Source organism: Pantoea sp. X-Soil-TKNS-1280 (genome assembly GCF_059730475.1).
The window spans coordinates 1644290-1664563 of sequence record NZ_AP035962.1 but is presented as its reverse complement, the minus strand read 5'-3'; the positions used below and the strand labels follow the sequence as shown (position 1 = coordinate 1664563).

At 54.8% G+C, this 20274-nt stretch carries 19 protein-coding genes; 2 read left to right on the top strand and 17 right to left on the bottom strand.

The genetic code is table 11. From position 1 onward, the window contains the following. Positions 1-68: 68 nt before the first annotated feature. From fabF to yceD, 8 genes are all read right to left on the bottom strand, one after another. Positions 69-1310: a beta-ketoacyl-ACP synthase II gene (fabF, locus tag AC6I8X_RS07825; RefSeq protein ID WP_416412737.1), complete on the bottom strand. Its 1242-nt coding sequence runs from the start codon at positions 1308-1310 to the stop codon at positions 69-71. Positions 1311-1394: 84 nt separating this feature from the next. Then, positions 1395-1637 (bottom strand): acyl carrier protein, encoded by a 243-nt coding sequence (acpP, locus tag AC6I8X_RS07820; RefSeq protein WP_416412739.1) that lies wholly within the window; start codon positions 1635-1637, stop codon positions 1395-1397. Positions 1638-1791: 154 nt separating this feature from the next. Continuing rightward, the gene (gene fabG / locus AC6I8X_RS07815) at positions 1792-2526 is read right to left on the bottom strand and encodes a 3-oxoacyl-ACP reductase FabG (RefSeq protein WP_084873887.1); all 735 of its coding nucleotides are present in this window, start codon (positions 2524-2526) and stop codon (positions 1792-1794) included. Positions 2527-2536: 10 nt separating this feature from the next. Then, on the bottom strand, positions 2537-3469 hold the full coding sequence (fabD, locus tag AC6I8X_RS07810; RefSeq protein ID WP_313690042.1) for an ACP S-malonyltransferase: 933 nt from the start codon (positions 3467-3469) through the stop codon (positions 2537-2539). Positions 3470-3484: 15 nt separating this feature from the next. Next, on the bottom strand, positions 3485-4438 hold the full coding sequence (locus AC6I8X_RS07805) for a beta-ketoacyl-ACP synthase III (protein WP_299445693.1): 954 nt from the start codon (positions 4436-4438) through the stop codon (positions 3485-3487). Further along, the gene (gene plsX / locus AC6I8X_RS07800; RefSeq protein WP_497840840.1) at positions 4439-5479 is read right to left on the bottom strand and encodes a phosphate acyltransferase PlsX; all 1041 of its coding nucleotides are present in this window, start codon (positions 5477-5479) and stop codon (positions 4439-4441) included. It lies immediately after the preceding gene. Between the two features lie 26 nt (positions 5480-5505). Continuing rightward, on the bottom strand, positions 5506-5676 hold the full coding sequence (rpmF, locus tag AC6I8X_RS07795) for a 50S ribosomal protein L32 (protein ID WP_013508656.1): 171 nt from the start codon (positions 5674-5676) through the stop codon (positions 5506-5508). Positions 5677-5690: 14 nt separating this feature from the next. Continuing rightward, positions 5691-6212 carry a 23S rRNA accumulation protein YceD gene (gene yceD, locus AC6I8X_RS07790; protein WP_084873883.1) on the bottom strand — a complete coding sequence of 174 codons (522 nt, stop codon included), beginning with the start codon at positions 6210-6212 and terminating at the stop codon, positions 5691-5693. Positions 6213-6355: 143 nt separating this feature from the next. On the opposite strand from yceD, the gene AC6I8X_RS07785 reads away from it, so the two are divergent. Further along, positions 6356-6937, top strand: a complete 582-nt coding sequence (locus AC6I8X_RS07785; RefSeq protein ID WP_497841020.1) for a Maf family protein — start codon at positions 6356-6358, stop codon at positions 6935-6937. Between the two features lie 15 nt (positions 6938-6952). Here AC6I8X_RS07785 and rluC read toward each other — a convergent pair whose 3' ends face one another. Continuing rightward, positions 6953-7909 (bottom strand): 23S rRNA pseudouridine(955/2504/2580) synthase RluC, encoded by a 957-nt coding sequence (gene rluC, locus AC6I8X_RS07780; RefSeq protein ID WP_299445719.1) that lies wholly within the window; start codon positions 7907-7909, stop codon positions 6953-6955. A 573-nt stretch (positions 7910-8482) separates the two neighbouring features. Here rluC and rne point away from each other — a divergent pair. Beyond that, positions 8483-11719: a ribonuclease E gene (gene rne, locus AC6I8X_RS07775; protein ID WP_497840839.1), complete on the top strand. Its 3237-nt coding sequence runs from the start codon at positions 8483-8485 to the stop codon at positions 11717-11719. A gap of 153 nt (positions 11720-11872) precedes the next feature. Here rne and flgL read toward each other — a convergent pair whose 3' ends face one another. The 8 genes from flgL to flgE all read right to left on the bottom strand — a co-directional run bounded on the left by flgL (position 11873) and on the right by flgE (position 20254). Next, positions 11873-12835, bottom strand: a complete 963-nt coding sequence (gene flgL, locus AC6I8X_RS07770; protein WP_313688076.1) for a flagellar hook-associated protein FlgL — start codon at positions 12833-12835, stop codon at positions 11873-11875. 22 nt (positions 12836-12857) lie between these two features. After that, positions 12858-14504 carry a flagellar hook-associated protein FlgK gene (gene flgK / locus AC6I8X_RS07765; RefSeq protein WP_497840838.1) on the bottom strand — a complete coding sequence of 549 codons (1647 nt, stop codon included), beginning with the start codon at positions 14502-14504 and terminating at the stop codon, positions 12858-12860. A gap of 121 nt (positions 14505-14625) precedes the next feature. Beyond that, positions 14626-15567, bottom strand: coding sequence for a flagellar assembly peptidoglycan hydrolase FlgJ (flgJ, locus tag AC6I8X_RS07760; protein WP_497840837.1), 942 nt, complete (start codon positions 15565-15567; stop codon positions 14626-14628). After that, a complete protein-coding gene (locus tag AC6I8X_RS07755) occupies positions 15567-16673 on the bottom strand; it encodes a flagellar basal body P-ring protein FlgI (protein WP_313688070.1) in 1107 nt (368 codons plus the stop codon). Before AC6I8X_RS07755 ends, flgJ begins: the two co-directional genes overlap by 1 nt. Before the next feature lie 9 nt (positions 16674-16682). Further along, the gene (locus AC6I8X_RS07750; RefSeq protein ID WP_299445737.1) at positions 16683-17393 is read right to left on the bottom strand and encodes a flagellar basal body L-ring protein FlgH; all 711 of its coding nucleotides are present in this window, start codon (positions 17391-17393) and stop codon (positions 16683-16685) included. Positions 17394-17455: 62 nt separating this feature from the next. Then, positions 17456-18238, bottom strand: a complete 783-nt coding sequence (flgG, locus tag AC6I8X_RS07745) for a flagellar basal-body rod protein FlgG (protein ID WP_084873874.1) — start codon at positions 18236-18238, stop codon at positions 17456-17458. A 16-nt stretch (positions 18239-18254) separates the two neighbouring features. Continuing rightward, a complete protein-coding gene (locus AC6I8X_RS07740) occupies positions 18255-19013 on the bottom strand; it encodes a flagellar basal body rod protein FlgF (protein WP_084873873.1) in 759 nt (252 codons plus the stop codon). A 20-nt stretch (positions 19014-19033) separates the two neighbouring features. Further along, positions 19034-20254, bottom strand: coding sequence for a flagellar hook protein FlgE (gene flgE, locus AC6I8X_RS07735; RefSeq protein WP_497840836.1), 1221 nt, complete (start codon positions 20252-20254; stop codon positions 19034-19036). Positions 20255-20274 lie beyond the last annotated feature (20 nt).

Sequence of the window (20274 nt, the reverse complement as noted above, 5' to 3'; positions counted from 1 at the left end):
CCACGCGACTACGTGACAAAATATAAAAAAAGGCCCGCATTGCGGGCCTCTATTCCAGGCAAAACGATTTACACCTTGCGGAAGATCAGCGAACCGTTGGTTCCACCGAAGCCGAAGGAGTTACACAGCGTATATTCCATGCCGCTGACCTGGCGTGCGGTATGAGGCACGAAATCCAGATCGCAACCTTCATCCGGGTTGTCGAGGTTGATGGTCGGCGGGATCGCCTGGTCGCGCAGTGCCAGAATCGAGTAGATCGACTCAACCGCGCCTGCCGCACCGAGCAAGTGGCCGGTCATCGATTTGGTAGAGCTAACCATAACAGAGCTGGCTGCCGCACCAAAGATCGACTTCACCGCCTGCGCTTCGGCTTTATCGCCAGCAGACGTTGAAGTACCGTGCGCATTGACATAACCGATCTGTTCCGGGTTCAGCTGTGCATCGCGTAGTGCGTTAGCCATCGCCAGCGCCGCGCCTGCACCGTTTTCCGGTGGTGATGTCATGTGGTAGGCATCGCTACTCATGCCAAAGCCAACCACTTCAGCATAAATTTTCGCACCACGTTTTTTCGCGTGCTCATACTCTTCCAGCACGACGATACCTGCACCATCGCCCAGCACAAAGCCATCACGATCTTTATCCCACGGACGACTGGCCGCCTGCGGGTTCTCGTTACGGGTTGAGAGCGCACGCGCCGCGCCAAATCCACCCACGCCCAGCGGCGTACTGGCTTTTTCTGCGCCACCCGCAAGCATGACATCAGCATCGTTGTAAGCAATGATGCGTGCCGCATGGCCGATGTTATGAACACCTGAAGTACAAGCTGTAGCGATAGAAATGCTCGGACCTTTCAGACCAAACATAATCGTCAGGTGACCTGCGACCATATTTACAATGGTGGAAGGCACAAAGAACGGGCTGATTTTGCGCGGACCGCCATTCACCAGCGAGCTATGGTTTTCTTCAATTAAACCCAGTCCACCGATGCCAGAACCAATCGCCGCACCAACACGACTGGCGTTCTCATCAGTGACTACCAGACCGGAGTCATGCATAGCCTGTATACCGGCAACAATGCCGTATTGGATGAAATCATCCATCTTGCGCTGATCTTTGCGCGAGATAAATTCATCGCAATTGAAATCTTTTACCAGACCAGCAAAACGTGTTGCATAGGCACTAGTATCAAAATGGTCGATCAGGGTAATGCCGCTCTGACCGGCAAGGAGAGTACTCCAGGTAGACTCTACGGTATTGCCGACAGGAGACAACATGCCAAGACCGGTCACAACTACACGACGCTTAGACACGTTCGTCCTCCAGGGAGGGATAAAAAAACTATGTGGGGCAAACAATAAAACTCAGGCGGTCGAGCGACCGCCTGAAGATATTCATTAGCCTTGGTGGCTAGTGATGTAGTCGATCGCTGCCTGAACGGTAGTGATTTTCTCAGCTTCTTCGTCTGGAATCTCAGTATCGAACTCTTCTTCCAGAGCCATCACCAGTTCAACCGTGTCAAGAGAATCAGCGCCCAGGTCTTCAACGAAAGCAGCACTGTTGGTAACCTGGTCCTCTTTGCACCCCAGTTGCTCAATAGTGATTTGCTTAACGCGTTCCTCAATAGTCTTAGTGCTCATGCTATTCAATTTCCTATCAAAACTCGCTTTATGCGATGGTTTTCGTAGTGTATAAAATGTTGAAAAAGATGCAACAAAATCCCGGCCGGTCGAACCACGATTTTACGCTATTCTGCGGTTTTTGCCGCAAATAATGCAAATGATTTCGTGATTATCAGACCATGTACATGCCGCCGTTGACGTGCAGCGTTTCACCTGTGATGTAGGCTGCTTCGTCAGAGGCTAAGAATGCCACTGCATTGGCGATTTCCTGCGGGTTGCCTAAGCGACCTGCCGGAACTTCTGCCAATATGCCCGAACGTTGGTCTTCGTTCAGTGCGCGCGTCATGTCCGTTTCAATAAAGCCCGGCGCAACGACGTTCACGGTAATACCACGTGACGCGACTTCTCGCGCCAGTGATTTGCTAAAGCCAATCAAACCTGCTTTTGCTGCTGCATAGTTTGCCTGACCCGCGTTACCCATGGTTCCAACTACAGAACCAATGGTGATGATTCGGCCCACGCGTTTTTTCATCATGGCACGCATAACCGCCTTGGAAAGACGGAAAACCGATGTCAGGTTGGTATCCAGGATATCCGCCCATTCATCGTCTTTCATGCGCATCAGCAAATTATCACGCGTAATGCCTGCATTATTGACTAAAATGTCCACTTCGCCAAATTCTGCGCGAACTTTCTCGAGTACGCTCTCAATCGAAGCAGAATCGGTCACGTTCAGCAGCAAACCTTTGCCGCTATTGCCGAGGTAAGCACTGATTGCCTCCGCGCCGCTTTCGCTGGTGGCGGTACCCACCACTTTAGCACCACGCGCTGCCAGCGTTTCCGCAATGGCGCGACCGATGCCGCGGCTCGCGCCGGTAACCAGCGCAACTTTACCTTCAAAGCTCATGATTTTCCTCTTATTCCTGGGTAAGCGCTGCATTCAGTGAAGCAGGATCGTTCACGGCTGCAGCGGTCAGGCTATCCACAATACGTTTGGTGAGACCCGTCAGCACTTTGCCTGGACCCATCTCCAGCAGCTGAGTCACACCCTGTGTGGCAATAAATTCAACCGCCTCGGTCCAGCGAACCGGGCTATACAGCTGACGCACCAGCGCGCTACGAATGGCGTCTGGCGTGGTTTCGCACTTCACATCAACGTTGTTGACTACCGGCACCGAAGGCACATTAAAGCTGATGGCTTCAAGTGCAACGGCCAGTTTATCTGCAGCTGGCTTCATCAGCGCGCAATGTGATGGCACACTGACCGGTAACGGCAGTGCACGTTTGGCACCTGCTGCTTTACAGGCCGCACCCGCACGCTCAACCGCTTCTTTGTTGCCCGCAATAACAACCTGCCCCGGGGAGTTGAAGTTGACAGGAGAAACCACCTGTCCCTGCGCACTCTCTTCACAGGCTTTACGAATCGCCGCATCATCCAGACCGATAATGGCCTGCATCGCACCGGTACCTTCCGGAACGGCCTCTTGCATCAGTTTACCGCGCAGTTCCACCAGCTTGATGGCATCGGCGAAATTCAGCACCCCTGCGCAAACCAGCGCCGAGTATTCACCCAGGCTGTGGCCAGCCATCAACACCGGCTGTGCGGCATTTTTGCTCTGCCAGACACGATAAATTGCGACGGATGCGGCCAGCAATGCTGGCTGCGTCTGCCAGGTTTTGTTCAGTTCTTCTGCCGGTCCCTGCTGGACCAGTTGCCATAAGTCATAACCCAGCGCATCAGAAGCTTCACGGAAAGTGGCTTCTACCTGCGGGTATTCAGCGGCCAGCTCAGCCAGCATACCTACGGTCTGTGATCCCTGTCCCGGGAACACAAAAGCAAATTGCGTCATCTTTCGTTCCTGTAATCAAAAGCGAACCAGCGCGGAACCCCAGGTGAAACCACCACCAAAGGCTTCCAGCAGAATCAGTTGTCCGGGCTTAATACGGCCATCACGTACAGCTTCATCCAGCGCGCTCGGTACGGAGGCCGCAGAGGTGTTACCGTGACGATCCAGCGTCACCACCACTTTATCCATTCCCATACCCAGTTTTTTTGCTGTGGCACTAATAATGCGCAGGTTAGCCTGATGAGGTACCAGCCAGTCGAGCATTTCGCGATCGAGATTATTCGCCTGCAATGTTTCATCCACAATATGTGCCAGCTCAGTCACCGCCACTTTGAAGACTTCATTGCCCGCCATAGTGAGGTAGGCTGGCTGATCCTGCTGTTCACGATCCTGATAAGGCAGAGTCAGCAGTTTGCCGTAGCGACCATCCGCGTGCAGATGAGTTGAAATGATGCCCGGTTCGCTGCTCTGACCCAGTACCACAGCACCCGCGCCATCACCAAACAAAATGATGGTGCCACGATCCGCCGGATCCAGGGTCCGTGCCAGCACGTCAGCCCCGATCACCAGCGCATGTTTCACTGCGCCATTTTTGATGTATTGATCGGCAACACTCAGCGCATAGGTAAAGCCCGCGCATGCTGCCGCAAGGTCAAAAGCGGCGCAATCGTCGATTTCCAGCATTTGCTGGATCATGCAGGCTGAACTGGGGAATGCGTGGCTGGAGGATGTCGTCGCGACAATAATTAAGCCCACATCACTGGCTGCCACACCCGCCATTTCCAGGGCGCGCTGTGCTGCCGAGTAACCCATGCTCGCTACTGTTTCATCCGGCGCAGCAATGCGGCGCTCACGGATACCGGTACGGGTGACAATCCACTCGTCCGAAGTCTCCACCATTTTTTCCAGATCCGCGTTGCTGCGCACCTGGCTAGGCAAATAGCTGCCCGTACCGAGAATTTTGGTAAACATCTACGCTTTGTCACTCCTGGCTAATACAGTATCCAGACGCGCCGCAATCCGTTCAGGGACTTGCCGCCGCACCGCCTGCTCTGCCTGTTCTATCGCCACGGTAAAGGCGCGTTGATTCGCCGCACCATGGCTTTTGATTACCGTCCCGCGCAATCCTAACAGACAAGCGCCATTGTACTGGTCGGGGTTGAGATGACCGAAACGCTTTGTCAGACGCTTTAGGATCCAGCGCCCCAGCCATTTCAGCCACCAGGCCCGTTTTTTTCCTTCACCTGACGACTTGAGCAGAGAAAGAAACATTCTTACCACGCCTTCCATGGTTTTCAGCGTGACATTGCCAGCAAAGCCATCGCAAACCAGCACATCCGTTTTGCCAGTGAGGAGATCGTTCCCCTCAAGATAACCAATATAGTTGATTTGCGGCGATTCCCGCAGCACCGCGGCTGCCATACGGATAGTTTCCAGACCTTTGGTCTCTTCCTGTCCGATATTAAGCAATGCCACACGCGGTTGCGCAATGGCCAGCACTTCTTCGGCCACCACTGCGCCCATCACAGCAAACTGCACCAGCATTTCACTGTTGGACTCAACATTCGCGCCCAGATCCAGTACAACCGTTTTACCCTGCTGCTGGTGCGGCAGAACGGTCATCAACGCCGGACGTTCAATACCTTCCAGCGGCTTCAATAATAACTTGGCTAACCCCATCAGTGCGCCGGTATTTCCCGCACTGACACAGGCTTGAGCCTGACCCTCTTTCACCAGCTCCAGCGCGATACGCATTGAGCTGCCGCGACTGTTACGAATCGCCTGAGAAGGTCTGGCATCACTTGCAATAACCGATTCGGCAGGAATAACCCGCAAACGCTCCAGTACAGAGGAATCCGCTTTGGCAAGTAATGGCGTGATGATGTCGGGATTGCCGACCAGAAGGATAATCAGGTGCGAATGAGAGGCCAGTGCCTGCAAGACTGCAGGCACTGTCACGCAGGGACCGAAGTCCCCGCCCATGGCATCTATCGCCAGGGTCAAACGTGTCAAAGTATCGCCTTGCGTAACCGCAAGAATTACTTAGCGATTACCTTGCGACCGCGGTAGTAACCATCCGCAGTGATGTGGTGACGCAGATGAGTTTCACCAGAAACTTTATCTACAGACAGAGTGGTGGTGGTCAGAGCATCATGAGAACGACGCATACCACGCTTAGAACGGGTGGGTTTATTCTGTTGTACGGCCATGGACCTTACTCCTATTACTTACGCTTTAAACTGGCTAATACGGCAAATGGGTTTGGTTTTTCTGCCTCTTCAGGCAGCTTTCCAAAGACCATGTCCGCGTCGGACACTTCACAGTGTTCAGAATCATGCACCGGAACCACCGGCAGTGCGAGGATGATTTCATCTTCGATCACCGCCAACAGATCAATCTCGCCAAAATCATCGACATCGACCGGTTCGTAGGCTTCCGGCAGTGCCTCGGCCTGCTCTTCAGTAGAGACAGGACTGAAGCAATAGCTTACGTGAACCTGATGCGGAAACGGCTGGTTGCAGCGCTGACATAACAACGTTACCTGCACATCCGCTGTTCCTTGCAGAACGGCGAGGCGCTGGTTGTCAACCGCAAACGACATGGCACATTCCACATCACTGTCCACACTCACGACCGAGTCGGCCACGCGCGCCACCAGTTCAGGTGAATAAACGCCATGATAATCAAGGCGTTTTTGCGCAGCGCGTACCGGATCGAGCGTCAGGGGTAATTTTACCTTTTGCATAGGGCGCGAATATTAACTTTGTAACGTCATAGAGTCAAAGAAAAAGGCCGTTTCACGGCATCTTTCACCCGTTAGTCGCATCCAGTGCGGCGCACAGTTTAAAATGACTGTCACCTTTACGCTATCTATTCTGAAAAAAAATGATGACACCGCTGGTTTTAGCCTCAACTTCTCCGTTCCGTCAGGCTTTATTGAGCAAGCTTGGCCTGCCTTTTATCTGCGCGGCACCGCATACCGATGAAACACCACTCCCCGGTGAGACGGCGGAAGCGTTGGTGCAACGGCTGGCACTGGCAAAAGCCAGGGCGCTGGCTGAACAATACCCGGATCGCTGGATCATTGGTTCCGATCAGGTGTGCGTGCTGGATGGCAACATCACCGGTAAGCCACATACGGAGGAGAACGCACGATGCCAGTTGGCTGCTGCCAGTGGTAAGGCAATCACCTTCTATACTGGTCTGGCGCTAATTCAGCCACAGAGCGCACAACAATTTTTATGCTGTGAACCCTTTACGGTGCATTTTCGTGCCCTGAGTCAGGCAGAAATCTCCGCTTACGTCGCAAAAGAACAACCTTTGCAATGTGCAGGAAGCTTCAAAAGCGAAGGTCTTGGCATTTGTTTGTTTGAAAAGCTGGAAGGACGTGACCCCAATGCGTTGATTGGCTTACCGTTGATTGCGCTGAATGAGATGCTACGCCAGGCAGGTATCAACCCATTGAGTTGATACCTGCCACGGTGGTCAGGCTTTTTTCTGGCGTAACTGCGCCAGACAATGCTTTAAAGCGCCGTCAAGCGGCGCTTCCATGCGCAGTGTCTCACCGGTGTTCGGATGAGTAAAAGTCAGCGCAGCGGCATGCAGGAATAAGCGGGAAAGACCGGTTGATGCCAGCTGACGATCAAATTCACGTTCACCGTAGCGATCGTCAAAGGCAATCGGATGGCCCGCATGCAGCGTATGAACGCGAATCTGGTGGGTGCGGCCGGTTACCGGGCTGGCTTTTACCAGCGTGGCAAAACCAAAGCGTTCCTCAACTTTAAATCGCGTCTCGGAGGGTTTGCCTTCCGCACTGACGCGCACCACGCGCTCGCCGCTCTGCAGGATATTTTTCAGTAGCGGTGCCTGGACCACTTTCAGGTGTGAAGGCCAGTCACCCTGCACCAGTGCCAGGTAATCTTTTTGCATTCCCTTTTCACGCAGTTGTTCGTGCAGGGAACGGAGTGCTGAACGTTTTTTCGCCACCAGCAAAATACCGGAGGTGTCACGATCCAGTCGATGCACCAGCTCAAGGAAGCGAGCTTCCGGACGCAGCGCACGCAGCCCTTCAATCACGCCAAAGCTCAGGCCGCTGCCACCATGCACCGCTGTGCCGGAGGGTTTATTCAGCACCAGTAAATAATCATCTTCATAGAGGATGGCATCCGCCAGCGAAGCCACTTTTTCCAGCCTGGGCGACAATGCCTGTTCTTCCCGCTCCGCAACGCGGACTGGCGGGATACGCAGTTCATCACCCTCTTCCAGCTTATATTCGGGTTTGATGCGCTTTTTATTTACCCGCACTTCGCCTTTACGCAGAATGCGATAAATCATACTTTTCGGCACCCCCTTCAAATGGGTGCGCAAAAAGTTATCAATGCGTTGTCCGGCATTTTCAGCCGTAATGGCGACAAATTGTACGCCTGGATTCTCAGTTTTCATGGCCGCGATTCTAAATAGTGTCCCTGGATAGCGCCACCCCTTTTTCTGTGCTTAACTCTCTCAGGTCGCTTGCTGAAACGGACGAAATGCTGTCTTTTTCAGCGTTGCGATGATTAGCCCTGCAAATGAACAGGTTAAGGATGAATAAACTTCACAGCTCGGCAAAAGTCGCCTTGCTATATGAAGGCTAGCAATGGAATAATGCAGGGGTTTCTGTCCTGGAAAGATTCAGGCTGGAAAAAGAGCGAAATAAGTCATTTTGCCGGATTAAACGGACACGCAGCAATGGCGTAAGACGTAATGTTAAATCAGGCACTTAGCGGGCTGCGGGTTGCAGCCAGGACGACAGACTGGGATGTGTGGATTTTTGAATACTCGAGTAGCACTTCCACCTTCAGGCGCTGGATTTCCTTATGAAAAACAGGCCACCGACAAGATTTGCGCCCCTTTAGCCGCCGACAACCGTGAGGTTGACGTCAGTGCATTAATGACACGGGGCCATCGGTTGATTCTCGTCCAGGGTAACGATGCCCGCAGCTTTGTCACTCATGAGAGAATAACGAGTAAGTCAAGATGAAAAGAATGTTAATTAACGCAACTCAGCAGGAGGAGTTGCGCGTTGCCCTGGTTGACGGTCAACGTCTGTACGATCTGGATATCGAAAGCCCCGGACACGAACAGAAAAAAGCCAACATCTACAAAGGTAAAATCACCCGTATTGAACCCAGCCTGGAAGCTGCGTTTGTTGATTACGGTGCTGAGCGTCACGGTTTTCTCCCTCTGAAAGAAATCTCCCGCGAATACTTCCCCGCTAATTACAATGCGCACGGACGTCCCAACATCAAAGATGTGCTGCGTGAAGGCCAGGAAGTTATCGTTCAGATTGATAAAGAGGAACGCGGTAATAAAGGGGCAGCACTGACAACCTTTATTTCGCTGGCCGGTAGCTACCTGGTGCTGATGCCGAATAACCCGCGTGCGGGTGGTATTTCACGCCGTATTGAAGGTGATGATCGCACTGAACTGAAAGAAGCGTTATCAGCCCTGGAACTGCCGGAAGGCATGGGTCTGATTGTGCGTACTGCGGGCGTGGGCAAATCTGCCGAATCGCTGCAGTGGGACTTAAGCTTCCGCCTGAAACACTGGGAAGCAATCAAAAAGGCAGCGGAAAACCGTCCGGCCCCCTTCCTGATCCATCAGGAAAGCAACGTGATCGTTCGCGCCTTCCGCGATTATCTGCGTCAGGATATCGGTGAGATTCTTATCGATAACCCGAAAGTGCTGGAGCTGGCACGTCAGCATATCGCTGCCCTGGGTCGCCCGGATTTCAGTAGCAAAATCAAACTGTACACCGGTGAAATTCCGCTGTTCAGCCACTACCAAATCGAATCGCAAATTGAATCCGCCTTCCAGCGTGAAGTGCGTCTGCCATCCGGCGGTTCTATTGTTATCGACAGCACCGAAGCACTGACTGCGATTGATATCAACTCCGCACGCGCCACCCGTGGCGGCGATATCGAAGAGACGGCTTTCAATACCAACCTGGAAGCCGCCGACGAAATCGCTCGTCAGCTGCGTCTGCGTGACCTTGGTGGCCTGATCGTGATCGACTTTATCGATATGACGCCAGTACGCCATCAGCGCGCGGTAGAAAACCGTCTGCGTGAAGCCGTCCGCCAGGATCGCGCACGTATCCAGATCAGCCATATTTCTCGCTTTGGCCTGCTGGAGATGTCACGTCAGCGCCTCAGCCCGTCACTGGGTGAATCCAGCCATCACGTGTGCCCGCGTTGTAGCGGTACTGGCACTATCCGTGATAACGAATCGCTGTCGCTGTCGATTCTGCGCCTGATTGAAGAAGAAGCGCTGAAAGACAACACCAAAGAAGTTCATGCCATTGTACCGGTGCCGGTTGCCTCTTACCTGCTGAACGAGAAACGTGATGCGGTAAGCGCGATTGAGAAGCGCCAGGGTGGTGTTCGCGCCATCATCGTGCCAAACGATCAGATGGAAACCCCGCACTACTCCGTGCTGCGTGTACGTAAAGGCGAAGAAACTCAGACGCTGAGCTATCACCTGCCGAAGTTGCATGAAGCAGAAATGGCGCTGCCTTCAGAAGAAGAACAGGCCGAGCGTCGTCGCCCTGAGCAACCTGCTCTCGCTGCCTTTGTGATGCCGGATGCACCCCCTGCACCGGTTGAAGCGGATGAAGATATCACGCCGGTAGTGAAAGCCGAACCGAAAGCCAAAGCGACAGCCTCCGTCGTCGCACCGGCAGCCTCAACCGGCTTTATGGCGCGTCTGCTGGGTGGCCTGAAGAAACTCTTTGTCGGTGATGCACCTGCTGCAGCGCCGGCGGCCAGCGAGCAAGCGGAAAGTAAAGCCGCTGAAGGTGAAAACACTCAGCCGCGTGGCGAACGTCGCAACAACCGTCGTAATAACCGCCGTGAGCGCACACCGCGCAACGGTGAGAATGCACCGGTACGTGAAGCACGTGAACAGCGTGAGCCACGCGAAGCGCGTGAAACCACGGAAAATCGTCGCAACAAACGTCAGAACGAGCCGCGTGAAGAACGTAGCCCGGTACAAAGCGAAGAAGCTCGTCAGCAGCGTGAAGAACAGCAGCAACAGCGCCGTGAACAGCGTGCAGAACGCCAGCGTCGTCGTCAGGAAGAGAAACGTGCCCAGCAGCAGGAGCAGAAAGCCGCTGAGCCGATCGTTCAGGCTGATGTCGTTGATGAATCTGTTGCCCAGGAAGAAGAACGCGTTCAGGTGATGCCGCGTCGTAAACCCCGTCAGCTGACGCAGAAAGTGCGCTTTGGTGACGAGAACGCCGTAGCAGAAACCGTTGCGCCGCTGGTTAGCGAAACACCGGTTGAAACCACGCCGCGCGCACCGCTCAACGAAGAACCTGAAGCGGTTAATGATGACCAGGATGACAGCGAAAACCGTGATAACGCCAATATGCCGCGCCGTTCACGTCGTTCGCCGCGTCACCTGCGCGTCAGTGGTCAGCGCCGTCGTCGTTATCGTGATGAACGTTATCCGACCCAATCCGCCATGCCACTGGCTAGCGCCTCTGCATCGCCGGAAATGGCTTCTGGTAAAGTCTGGGTACGTTACCCGGTGGCTCAGGCCATTGAAGAACAAGTCACTCAGGATGTTGTGAGCGAGACGCCAGACTATAGCCGTGAAGAAACCGCCGCAGTCGTAGCTCTGCCAGTCACTGCTGAAGTGGCACCAGAAGTGGTTGCCGAGCCGGTTGCTGAAGCTGTCGTCCATCAGGCTGAACCGCAGGCGCACACTGAAGTGCCGGTGGTGAATACCGATGACACCAGCCCGATTGACACGCCGGTTAATGAAGAGCCTGCGGTAATTTCAGCGGCAGATGAAGTGGTTGCGCAAGAAACAGCAGCGCAGGCTGAACCTGTGGTTGACGTTGCCGCCGAAGTTGACGAAGCCGTAACCAGCGCAGCTGTGGCCCCAGCTGAAGTGACGCCAGACGTTGTCGCCCAGGTGGAAGAAGTGCTGGCTGCACCGGTCGTTGCAGAAGTGCCGCAGCAACCTGTTGCGGAACCTCAGGCTCCGGTTGCCGCTCGCGATGCCGCGCTGAATAACGCTGAAACCCGCTGGAAGCACTTTGCTTCAGCGCCGATGACCAAAGCACCGGCACCGGCATGGCAACCTGAACCGGTTCGCCACAGCGACTGGGTGCGTCCGCCGTTTGAGTTTGCAGGTCGTGGCTCGGCTGGCGGGCATAGCGCCACGCATCAGTCTACCGCTCCGGCAACCAAGCCAGAAAGCGTCTAAGCGAACAGCTCTGAAACCCACCCCGGCCAAGCCGGGGTTTTTTATTGCCTTTTATTCAGCAAGAATTACCGGCAAAAAAAATCCCACGGCCCCGGAGGGCAGTGGGAAAAAGCAAGCGCACCCGGTTTAAGTACGCTCAAATTTTCAGGTCAGTTACGCGTTCAACTGGAACAGTGACATCTTCGACATCTGGGTAAACACGGTGTAGGACGCCTGCAATGCTGTTTGTTGCATGGTGTAGCTGGAGATCGCTGAGGTGTAATCCACATCCACCAGGTCGCTCATCTGCGAAGCCATAATGGTATCGCGGGTATCACCCTGCGCATCCAGCGTGTCCAGGTTATCCATTTTGATCCCTACCGCAGAAGTCACGGCAAGCACATTATTCAGTGAGTTGCTCAGACCACGGTTGGTCTTATCCATCGCATCCTGGAAGGTTTGTTTGGTGGCATCGTCCGCATTATCCTGCGGCACTTTCAGCGCGGCGATGGCACTGTCGAGCATATTGAACAGGTTGGTTTCGCTGGCACTACCGTCTGGCTCCGCTTTCGCGTTGCTGGTAATTGACATAAATACTGAAGTACCGGTATCGCCCACTGTCATCGTCCGGCTGTCGTCCACTTTCTGACTAATCGCAGTGGTGCCGCCCACATAGGTAACACCTGAGCCGGTATCAGTAAAAGGTGCAGTATCAGTTTTATAACCAGCAAAAATGTAGTTGCCGTTACTATCCTTGCTATTAGCCTGCCCAAGTAACTGCGCACGGATCCCTTCAAGAGACGTTGCTATCGAGGCTCGGTCATCATCACTCAGCGTACCGGTTGAACCCTGAACAATCAGGGTCTGTGCATCCTGAATGCTGCTGGTTATGCTTTGCAGTGTGTTAGCCTCCAGAGACAAGCTCTGATTGGCAAAGTTGCGCGCAGTGGCGTATTGGGTGCTTTTCGCCTGTGACTGCGACAGTACCACGGCACGTGAGGCGGCAATCGGATCATCAGACGGATTGCTGACGCGGCGGCCACTGGAAAGCTGCTCACCCACTTTAAGCCAGGAGGATTGCGAATCTGTAATGCCGCGCACCTGCTGGTTGAAAATCATATTCGTGCTAAGACGCATGATTATTTATCCTCTTTTCTGCTTAGCTGATACTGCTGATCAGCGCATCAAAGATGGTGCTGGCAGTTTGCAGCACCTGCGCGTTGGCAGTGTAATATTGCTGATATTTGGTCAGGTTGGCGTATTCCTCGTCGAGGTTGACGCCTGAGATTGACTGCTGACGATCGCTCAACTGGTTCACCACGTTTTCCTGGGTGGTGCTTTTGGTTTCCAGGTTGCTGGTTTTGTTGCCCACGGTACTCACCAGGCTGGCGTAAGCCTGCGTCAGGGTGGCGTTGCCATTCACCAGATTGGCATCCTGCAAATCCATCATTTTCTGGGCGTTGGTATTATCACTTTCGCCACCGTCGGCAGAACCTGCGGCAGCAATCTGTGATTCATCGGTGATGGCCACAGACATGCCGCCAATCACGTTCTGCACCGGTTTGACCAGGAAACTGTCTTTTGCGGCTGGCGTACCGTTTACCGTCAATTGCAGACCATCAAAACTCAGCGTGGTGTTGCCATCGGCATCAGTTCCCTGAGTCGGAGTGACGCTGACGTTGTCCGAATTACGCGTTACCGACCAGTTGCTGCCGTCATAGCTTACGGTATAGTTCGAGGCCTTCACCGCGCTGGTATCGGTCCAGGCGGCTGTCACGGTGGTACTGGAGGTGTTTTTGGTGTTGCTCAGCACTTCGGGGCTGCCGATGGTGAAAAAGTCAGTCCCCTGATCCCCATTGCTATCGTAACCGGCTGTCTGTACGGCGTTGAAACTGGTGGTAAACGCTGCCGCCAGCTGACCGAGCTGGTTCTGCGCGGTGTCCAGGTCCTGAGAACGGAATGCCAGCAGACCACCAAGTGAACCGGTTGTCAGGGTTTTCTCAGGAATTTCTACGTTGCCCGCCAGCTTATCAACATAACCGACGGTGATACGGGACGGGTCGCTGGTTGACGGCATCGCCACCAGGGTGGTGCTGTTTTTGCCATTCACCAGCGTAGTGCTGCCCATGGAGACGATATAGCTGCCATCTTGCTGGGAAACGCTCACGCCCACGATATTGTTCAGGCTATTCACCAGCTGATCACGCTGATCGAGAAGATCATTCGGTGCCGAACCACCACCGGTGGTCAGTTTAGCAATCTGGGTATTCAGATCGGCAATCTGGCTGGTATAGGTGTTGATTTGGTCAACACTGGAGGTGATATCGGTATTGACGCTGCTCTGCATGTTGGTCAGGTATTGCGAGGTGGACTGGAACTGGTCTACCAGACCATCTGCATAACTCAGCAGCGACTGACGTGCAGAAGGATCATTAGCATTGCTGACCACGTTCTGTACGTTAGTAAAGAAACTTTGCAGCGAATCGGACAGGCTGGTTGTCGAGGTTGACAACAAATCGTCGATATTCGAAACCTGAGAATATTGCGTGTTGGCCGCCTGATAGGTGGCACTGGCACTACGCAACTGCGCGGTGATGAATTGATCATACTCACGCTGTACACCGGTCACATTGACCCCGTTGCCATAGTAGCTGCTCCCGCTCAGGGTGCTGTTCGCCTGCGCCAGAATGGTGGTCTGACGGGTGTAACCTGCCACGGTGTAGTTACTGATGTTGTTACTGGTGGTACTTAATGCGGCCTGTGCGGCGCTCAGCCCGCTCATCGCTGAGTTGATTATACTGGACATCTCGGTTCCTTAATTTCCCGTTCACCGGGCTGGCTGTCATCAGTGCGGTTACCAGGGCGTCAGGACGCCCAGGGTCTATGAAGGTTATCGGCGTGCTTAAGTGAAACTTGAGGCAAAAAAATCAGAACAAATTGGTTAAATCCTGGCTGTAGGCCTTCACCACTTTTTCGCCCATGTTTTTGAATTGCTGGATCATTCCTACCAGTTTCTGGGCATATTTCGGGTCAGTGGCGTAACCGGCAGCCTGTAAAGCCTGTGCACCCTGCTCCGCGGTCTGGGCATTTGCCACCGCCGCATAGCGTGGATTACTGGAGAGCAGTTTGACGTAGTCAGTCAATGCTTCCAGATACGAGCCATAAACGCGGAAGCTGGCGCGTACTTTTTTCGCTTCGCCATGCTCGTATTCAGTGGTCATGATATCGGTGGTTTCACCTTTCCAGTCACTGCTGGCCTTGATGCCGAACACGTTGTAACTCGGCTTACCATCACGAGTCAGGATCTGGCGCTGACCCCAGCCGGACTCGAGCGCAGCCTGCGCCAGAATCAGATGGTGCGGGATGCCGCTTTCGTCACTCGCCACTTTGGCGGGCTGCGCCAGCTGGGCGATGAAGTCGCTGCTGTCGCCAGACAAATTGCCCGGCGACACCGGCAAACGTGGCACCGCCTTGCGTACCATTTGCTCCAGCTGGAGCGGAGCCATGGCGCTGACAATAAAGCTGTTATCCAGCTTCATTGGCACCGTACCCGCACTTTCATCCGGTTCCTGCGCGGGTTGCATCTGTTTAACGATGGTGTCCGCCAGGCCGAGGCCGCGTTTCCCCATTTCCTGCGCAATCTGCTGGTCGTACATTGAGGTATAGAGACGCGTTTGATCGTTGCTCAGCAGACCATCCTGCGGCAGCGCCTCACGCATACTCTTCAACATCATTTGCACGAACATCCCCTCAACCTGTTTCGCAACCTGTAAGGCCTTACCTTTCGGATCGAGGCTGGCCTCACGTTTCAGGTCATTGAGCGAGCGGCTGTCGTAAGCCGCATTCATCAGCGATTGCGTATCACTCATCAGATAATTTCCAGTTTGGCGCGCAGGCAGCCCGCACTCTGCATTGATTGCAGAATCGACATCAAATCAATCGGTGTCGCACCCAGCGCGTTAAGCGCACGCACCACGCTGTTGAGGTTGGCGCTGGCGTTGACGTGTTGCAGTGCCCCGCCACTCTGCCGCATATCGATCTGCGTCTGCGTGGTGGCTACCGTCTGCCCACCGGCCAGCGGTGTATTCGGTTGGCTGACGTTCTGCTGCTGATTCACCGTCACTGACAGATTGCCCTGTGCCACCGCGCAGGTGCTCAGCGTTACTTCGCGGTTCATCACCACCGAACCGGTACGCGAGTTGATGATCACTTTGGCGTCTTCCAGCGGTACTGAAACGTCAAGGTTCTGGATGTCGGCCAGCAGCCGCACCTGAGAACTGTTGTTCGGTGACACGCGAATCTGTACGGTACGGGCATCCAGCGCCTGGGCGTAGCCGTAGCCGCCACGGTTGATGGCATCAGAGATACGCTGCGCCATAGAGAAATCTTCGTTATTCAGTTGCAGGTTGATGGTGTTCTGGCTGCCAAAGTTGCTTTGCAACTCACGCTCTACCGTGGCTCCACCGGTAATCCGGCCGCCATTCAGCTGGTTAACCTGCACGCTGCTGCCACCCGCTGCCGCACCGGCACCGCCGACCAGCAGGTTACCCTGCGCCAGCGCGTAGACCTGGTTATCAACCCCTTTCATCGGCGTCATCAGCAGCGTCCCGCCACGCAGACTTTTGGCGTTACCCAGTGACGACACCACCACATCAATGGTTTGTCCCTGACGTGCAAAGGCAGGCAGCGAGGCGGTAACCATCACCGCCGCGACGTTTTTCAGCTGCATATTGGTGCCGGTCGGTACGGTGATCCCCAGCTGTGACAACATGTTGCTGACGGTTTGCGTGGTAAACGGCGTTTGCGTGGTCTGGTCACCGGTGCCGTCCAGTCCCACCACTAAGCCATAACCAATCAGCTGGTTGTCGCGCACGCCCTGCACGGTGGTCAGATCGCGGATGCGGTCAGCATGCGCAATAAGGCTGAAACCGAGCAGCATGCTCAGGCCCAGACGCAGCAGAGTGTTCATTTTCATCGTAACCTCTTACATCGGCGAGATGTTCAGGAAGAAGCGCTGGAACCAACCCATGGTCTGCGCCTCATTGATATAACCATTACCGACGTACTCAATACGTGCATCGGCCACTGCGGTTGACAGCACCGCATTGCTGGCGCTGATGGTGCGGGGGTTAACCACACCGGAGAAACGAATAAATTCGGTTCCCTGATTAATTTCGATCTGCTTCTCACCCACCACGCGCAGGTTGCCGTTAGACAACACCTGATTCACGGTGACGGTGATGGTGCCGGTAAAGGTGTTGTTGGCGGTCGCGCCTCCTTTGCCGGTGAAGTCGTTTTTGCCTTCGCCGTCGAGACCCACTTTTTCGCCACTCGCGCCGACCAGACCATTCAGTCCGGTTGGTACCGTGGTCAGGCCGAAGCTGCCACTGCCATCACGGCTGGCATTCGCCGAAGAGCTTTTGCTGGCGCTGACGTTTTCCTGCAGGGTAATCGTCAGAGTGTCACCAATATTACGTGGGCGGCGATCTTCAAACAGCGGCTGATAACCGTAGTTAAGCGGCGCAACACCCTGAAAAATCGAACCATTGACCACCGGCGGCGCAGAAGGCGTTGGCTCTGCCGTTGTCGAGCCTTGTACCAGTGGCGTGCGTGGGATCAGCGCACAACCGTTTAATGTCAGCAGCGATAACGCTACCAACCAATGACCAGGCTTGAGAATCACTTGCTTCGCCACGGGGTTCTGACCTTATTCATGTTCTTAATCAGGCCAGCCAGGCTGGCCCAAAGACACCAGATTTATAACTGGGTTAACTTCTGCAGCATCTGATCGGAGGTGCTGACCGCTTTACTGTTGATCTCATAAGCACGTTGCGTCTGGATCATCGACACCAGTTCTTCCGCCACGTTAACGTTTGAGGTTTCCACATAGCCCTGATACAGCAGACCGGCACCGTTCTGACCCGGCGTGCTTTGGGTCGGTGCGCCTGACGCCTGTGTTTCCTGGTAGAGGTTTTCACCCAGGCTGTCGAGACCGGCATCGTTCATAAAGGTGCTGAGCGTCAGCTGGCCGACTTGTGTCGGGTTGGTCTGCCCCTGCACCGTCACATCCACTACGCCATCGCGTGAAACCGTAATGGCGGTGGCGTTAGCCGGAATGGTGATGCCCGGCTGCACCGGATAACCGGCGTTGGTCACCAGCTGACCATTCTGATCCACCTGGAATGAACCATCACGGGTGTAAGCCGAGGTGCCGTCCGGCATCTGCACTTCAAAATAGCCCTGACCGTTGATTGCCAGGTCTTTTGAGTTACTGGTCTGCGACAGGTTGCCCTGGGTGTGCAGACGCTCAGTGGTCACCGGACGCACACCGGTACCGATCTGCATACCTGACGGTAAAGTGGTTTGTTCGGATGACTGCGTACCAGGCTGACGTACGGTCTGATACATCAGGTCTTCAAATACCGCACGCGAACGCTTAAAGCCGTTGGTGCTGACGTTCGCCAGGTTGTTGGCGATAACGTCCATGTTGGTTTGCTGGGCGTCAAGGCCGGTTTTCGCAATCCATAAAGAACGAATCATTGTTTTATCCTCGGCCTTAACTGCTCATATTGAGCAGCTGGTTGGCTTTTTGTTCGTTTTCATCGACGTTGGAGATGACCTTCATTTGCATCTCAAAACGTCGGGCGTTGGCGATCATATCGACCATGGTTTCCACGGGTTTGACGTTACTGCCCTCAAGAACCCCGGGTGATACCTGCACCGTGGTGTCTTCTGCCAGTGCTGCCCCGCGTGTTGCCTGGGTTTGTGCCGTGGGACGGAACATGCCGTCGTCACTGCGTTGCAGCTCCTGGCCGGTGGCGGTGACCAGCTTCAGGCGACCAATCTGCACCGTCGCATTGGGGGCATCACCTGGGTTACGCGAGGTGATGGTGCCATCCGTTGCGATAGTCAGCTCTGCGCCCTGCGGGACCGCAATCGGCCCGCCATCGCCCATCACGGGATTGCCCTGGATTGTCAGGATGCCAGTGGAACTGATTTGAATGTTGCCGTTGCGGGTATAGGCTTCGCTGCCGTCAGCGGTGCGTACCGCCAGCCAGCCGTCCTGCTGCACCGCCACGTCGAGCGCGCGACCGGTATTGTCCATCGCCCCTGCAGTCATATCGGCACCCGGTGTAGAGGCCGTCACCAGGGTACGCGTCGGCAGCGACCAGCCATTGACCGGCACCGCGCGGTAGGCTTCCAGCTGGGCACGAAAACCCGGGGTGGAGGCGTTGGCGAGGTTGCTGGCCGTGACGGACTGCTGCTCCAGCGTCTGGCTGGCGGCTCCCATCGCGGTATATATCGCGTGATCCATAATGCAATCCCGTTAGTGAATTAACGTAAGTTGACCAGGGTGTTGAGGATCTGGTCCTGGGTTTTGATGGTCTGCGCGTTCGCCTGATAGTTACGCTGCGCGACGATCATATTGACCAGTTCATTACTCAGATCCACGTTAGAGGCTTCCAGCGCGCCTGCGGTCAGCGAACCAAAGGTACCGGTGCCTGCGGTGCCGATGGCAGCCTGGCCCGAAGAACTGGTGGCGCTCCAGACGTTGTCACCTTCTGACTGCAAACCTTCCGGGTTAGAGAAGCTCGCCAGTACGATCTGACCCAGCAGCTGAGTTTGCTGGTTCGAGTAAGTACCGGTGATGGTGCCGTCGTCGTTAATGGTGTAGGTGGTCAGGTCACCCGGCGCATAACCATCCTGAGTCGGGTTGCCGAAGGTGGTGGTGCCGGTGTTCTGCTGCAGGCTGCCCTGCATGCTCAGGGTGATGCTCTGAGCGGCCGCAGCACCGTTGGAACCATTAATGCTCAGTGCCACCGTGGTCGCACCGGTTACGCCGCCCATGCTGGTGAGGTTACCGCTGGTATCAAAGGTCAGGTCAAAATCACCCGCTGAGGTACCGGTGGTCGAGTCAATCGCGTGTACGGTCCAGGCGTTATCACCGGTTTTGACGTAGTACATATCGAGGGTGTGATCGTTACCCTGCGAGTCATATACCGTCATGGTGCTTTTGGCGTTGTAGCTGTCGACATTAGACGCATCAAAGGTGGAGACGGTCGGCGTGGTGCTGGTGGAGTTAAGGTTCGCCACCTGCGTTGCGGTGGTGGTCGCCCGCGCTGACATCTGCGTGGTCGGAATGCTCAGCGCTACCGGGTTAGCACCGGTCTGAATAGTGGCCGGTGAGCCGCTTGCCGGATAGCCGGTAACGTACAGACCCTGGGTATTCACCAGGTTACGGTTTTCGTCCAGGGTGAACTGGCCGTTACGTGAGTAATACACCGCGCCACTGCTGTCGGTCATACGGAAGAAGCCGTTGCCGCTCAGCGCCACATCCAGACCACGGCTGGTGGTGGTGGTGGTGCCGTCGTTGAAGTTCTGGATCACCGCCGCCACCTTGGTACCCAGGCCCACGTTAGAACCGGCAAACATGTCGGCAAACGCGATGGTGCTGGATTTAAAGCCCGCTGTGGCGGAGTTGGCGATGTTGTTACCAATCACGTCAAGGTTACTGGAAGCAGCACCCAGGCCGCTCACCGCTTGGGAAAAAGACATATTAATTGCTCCTGGTTACA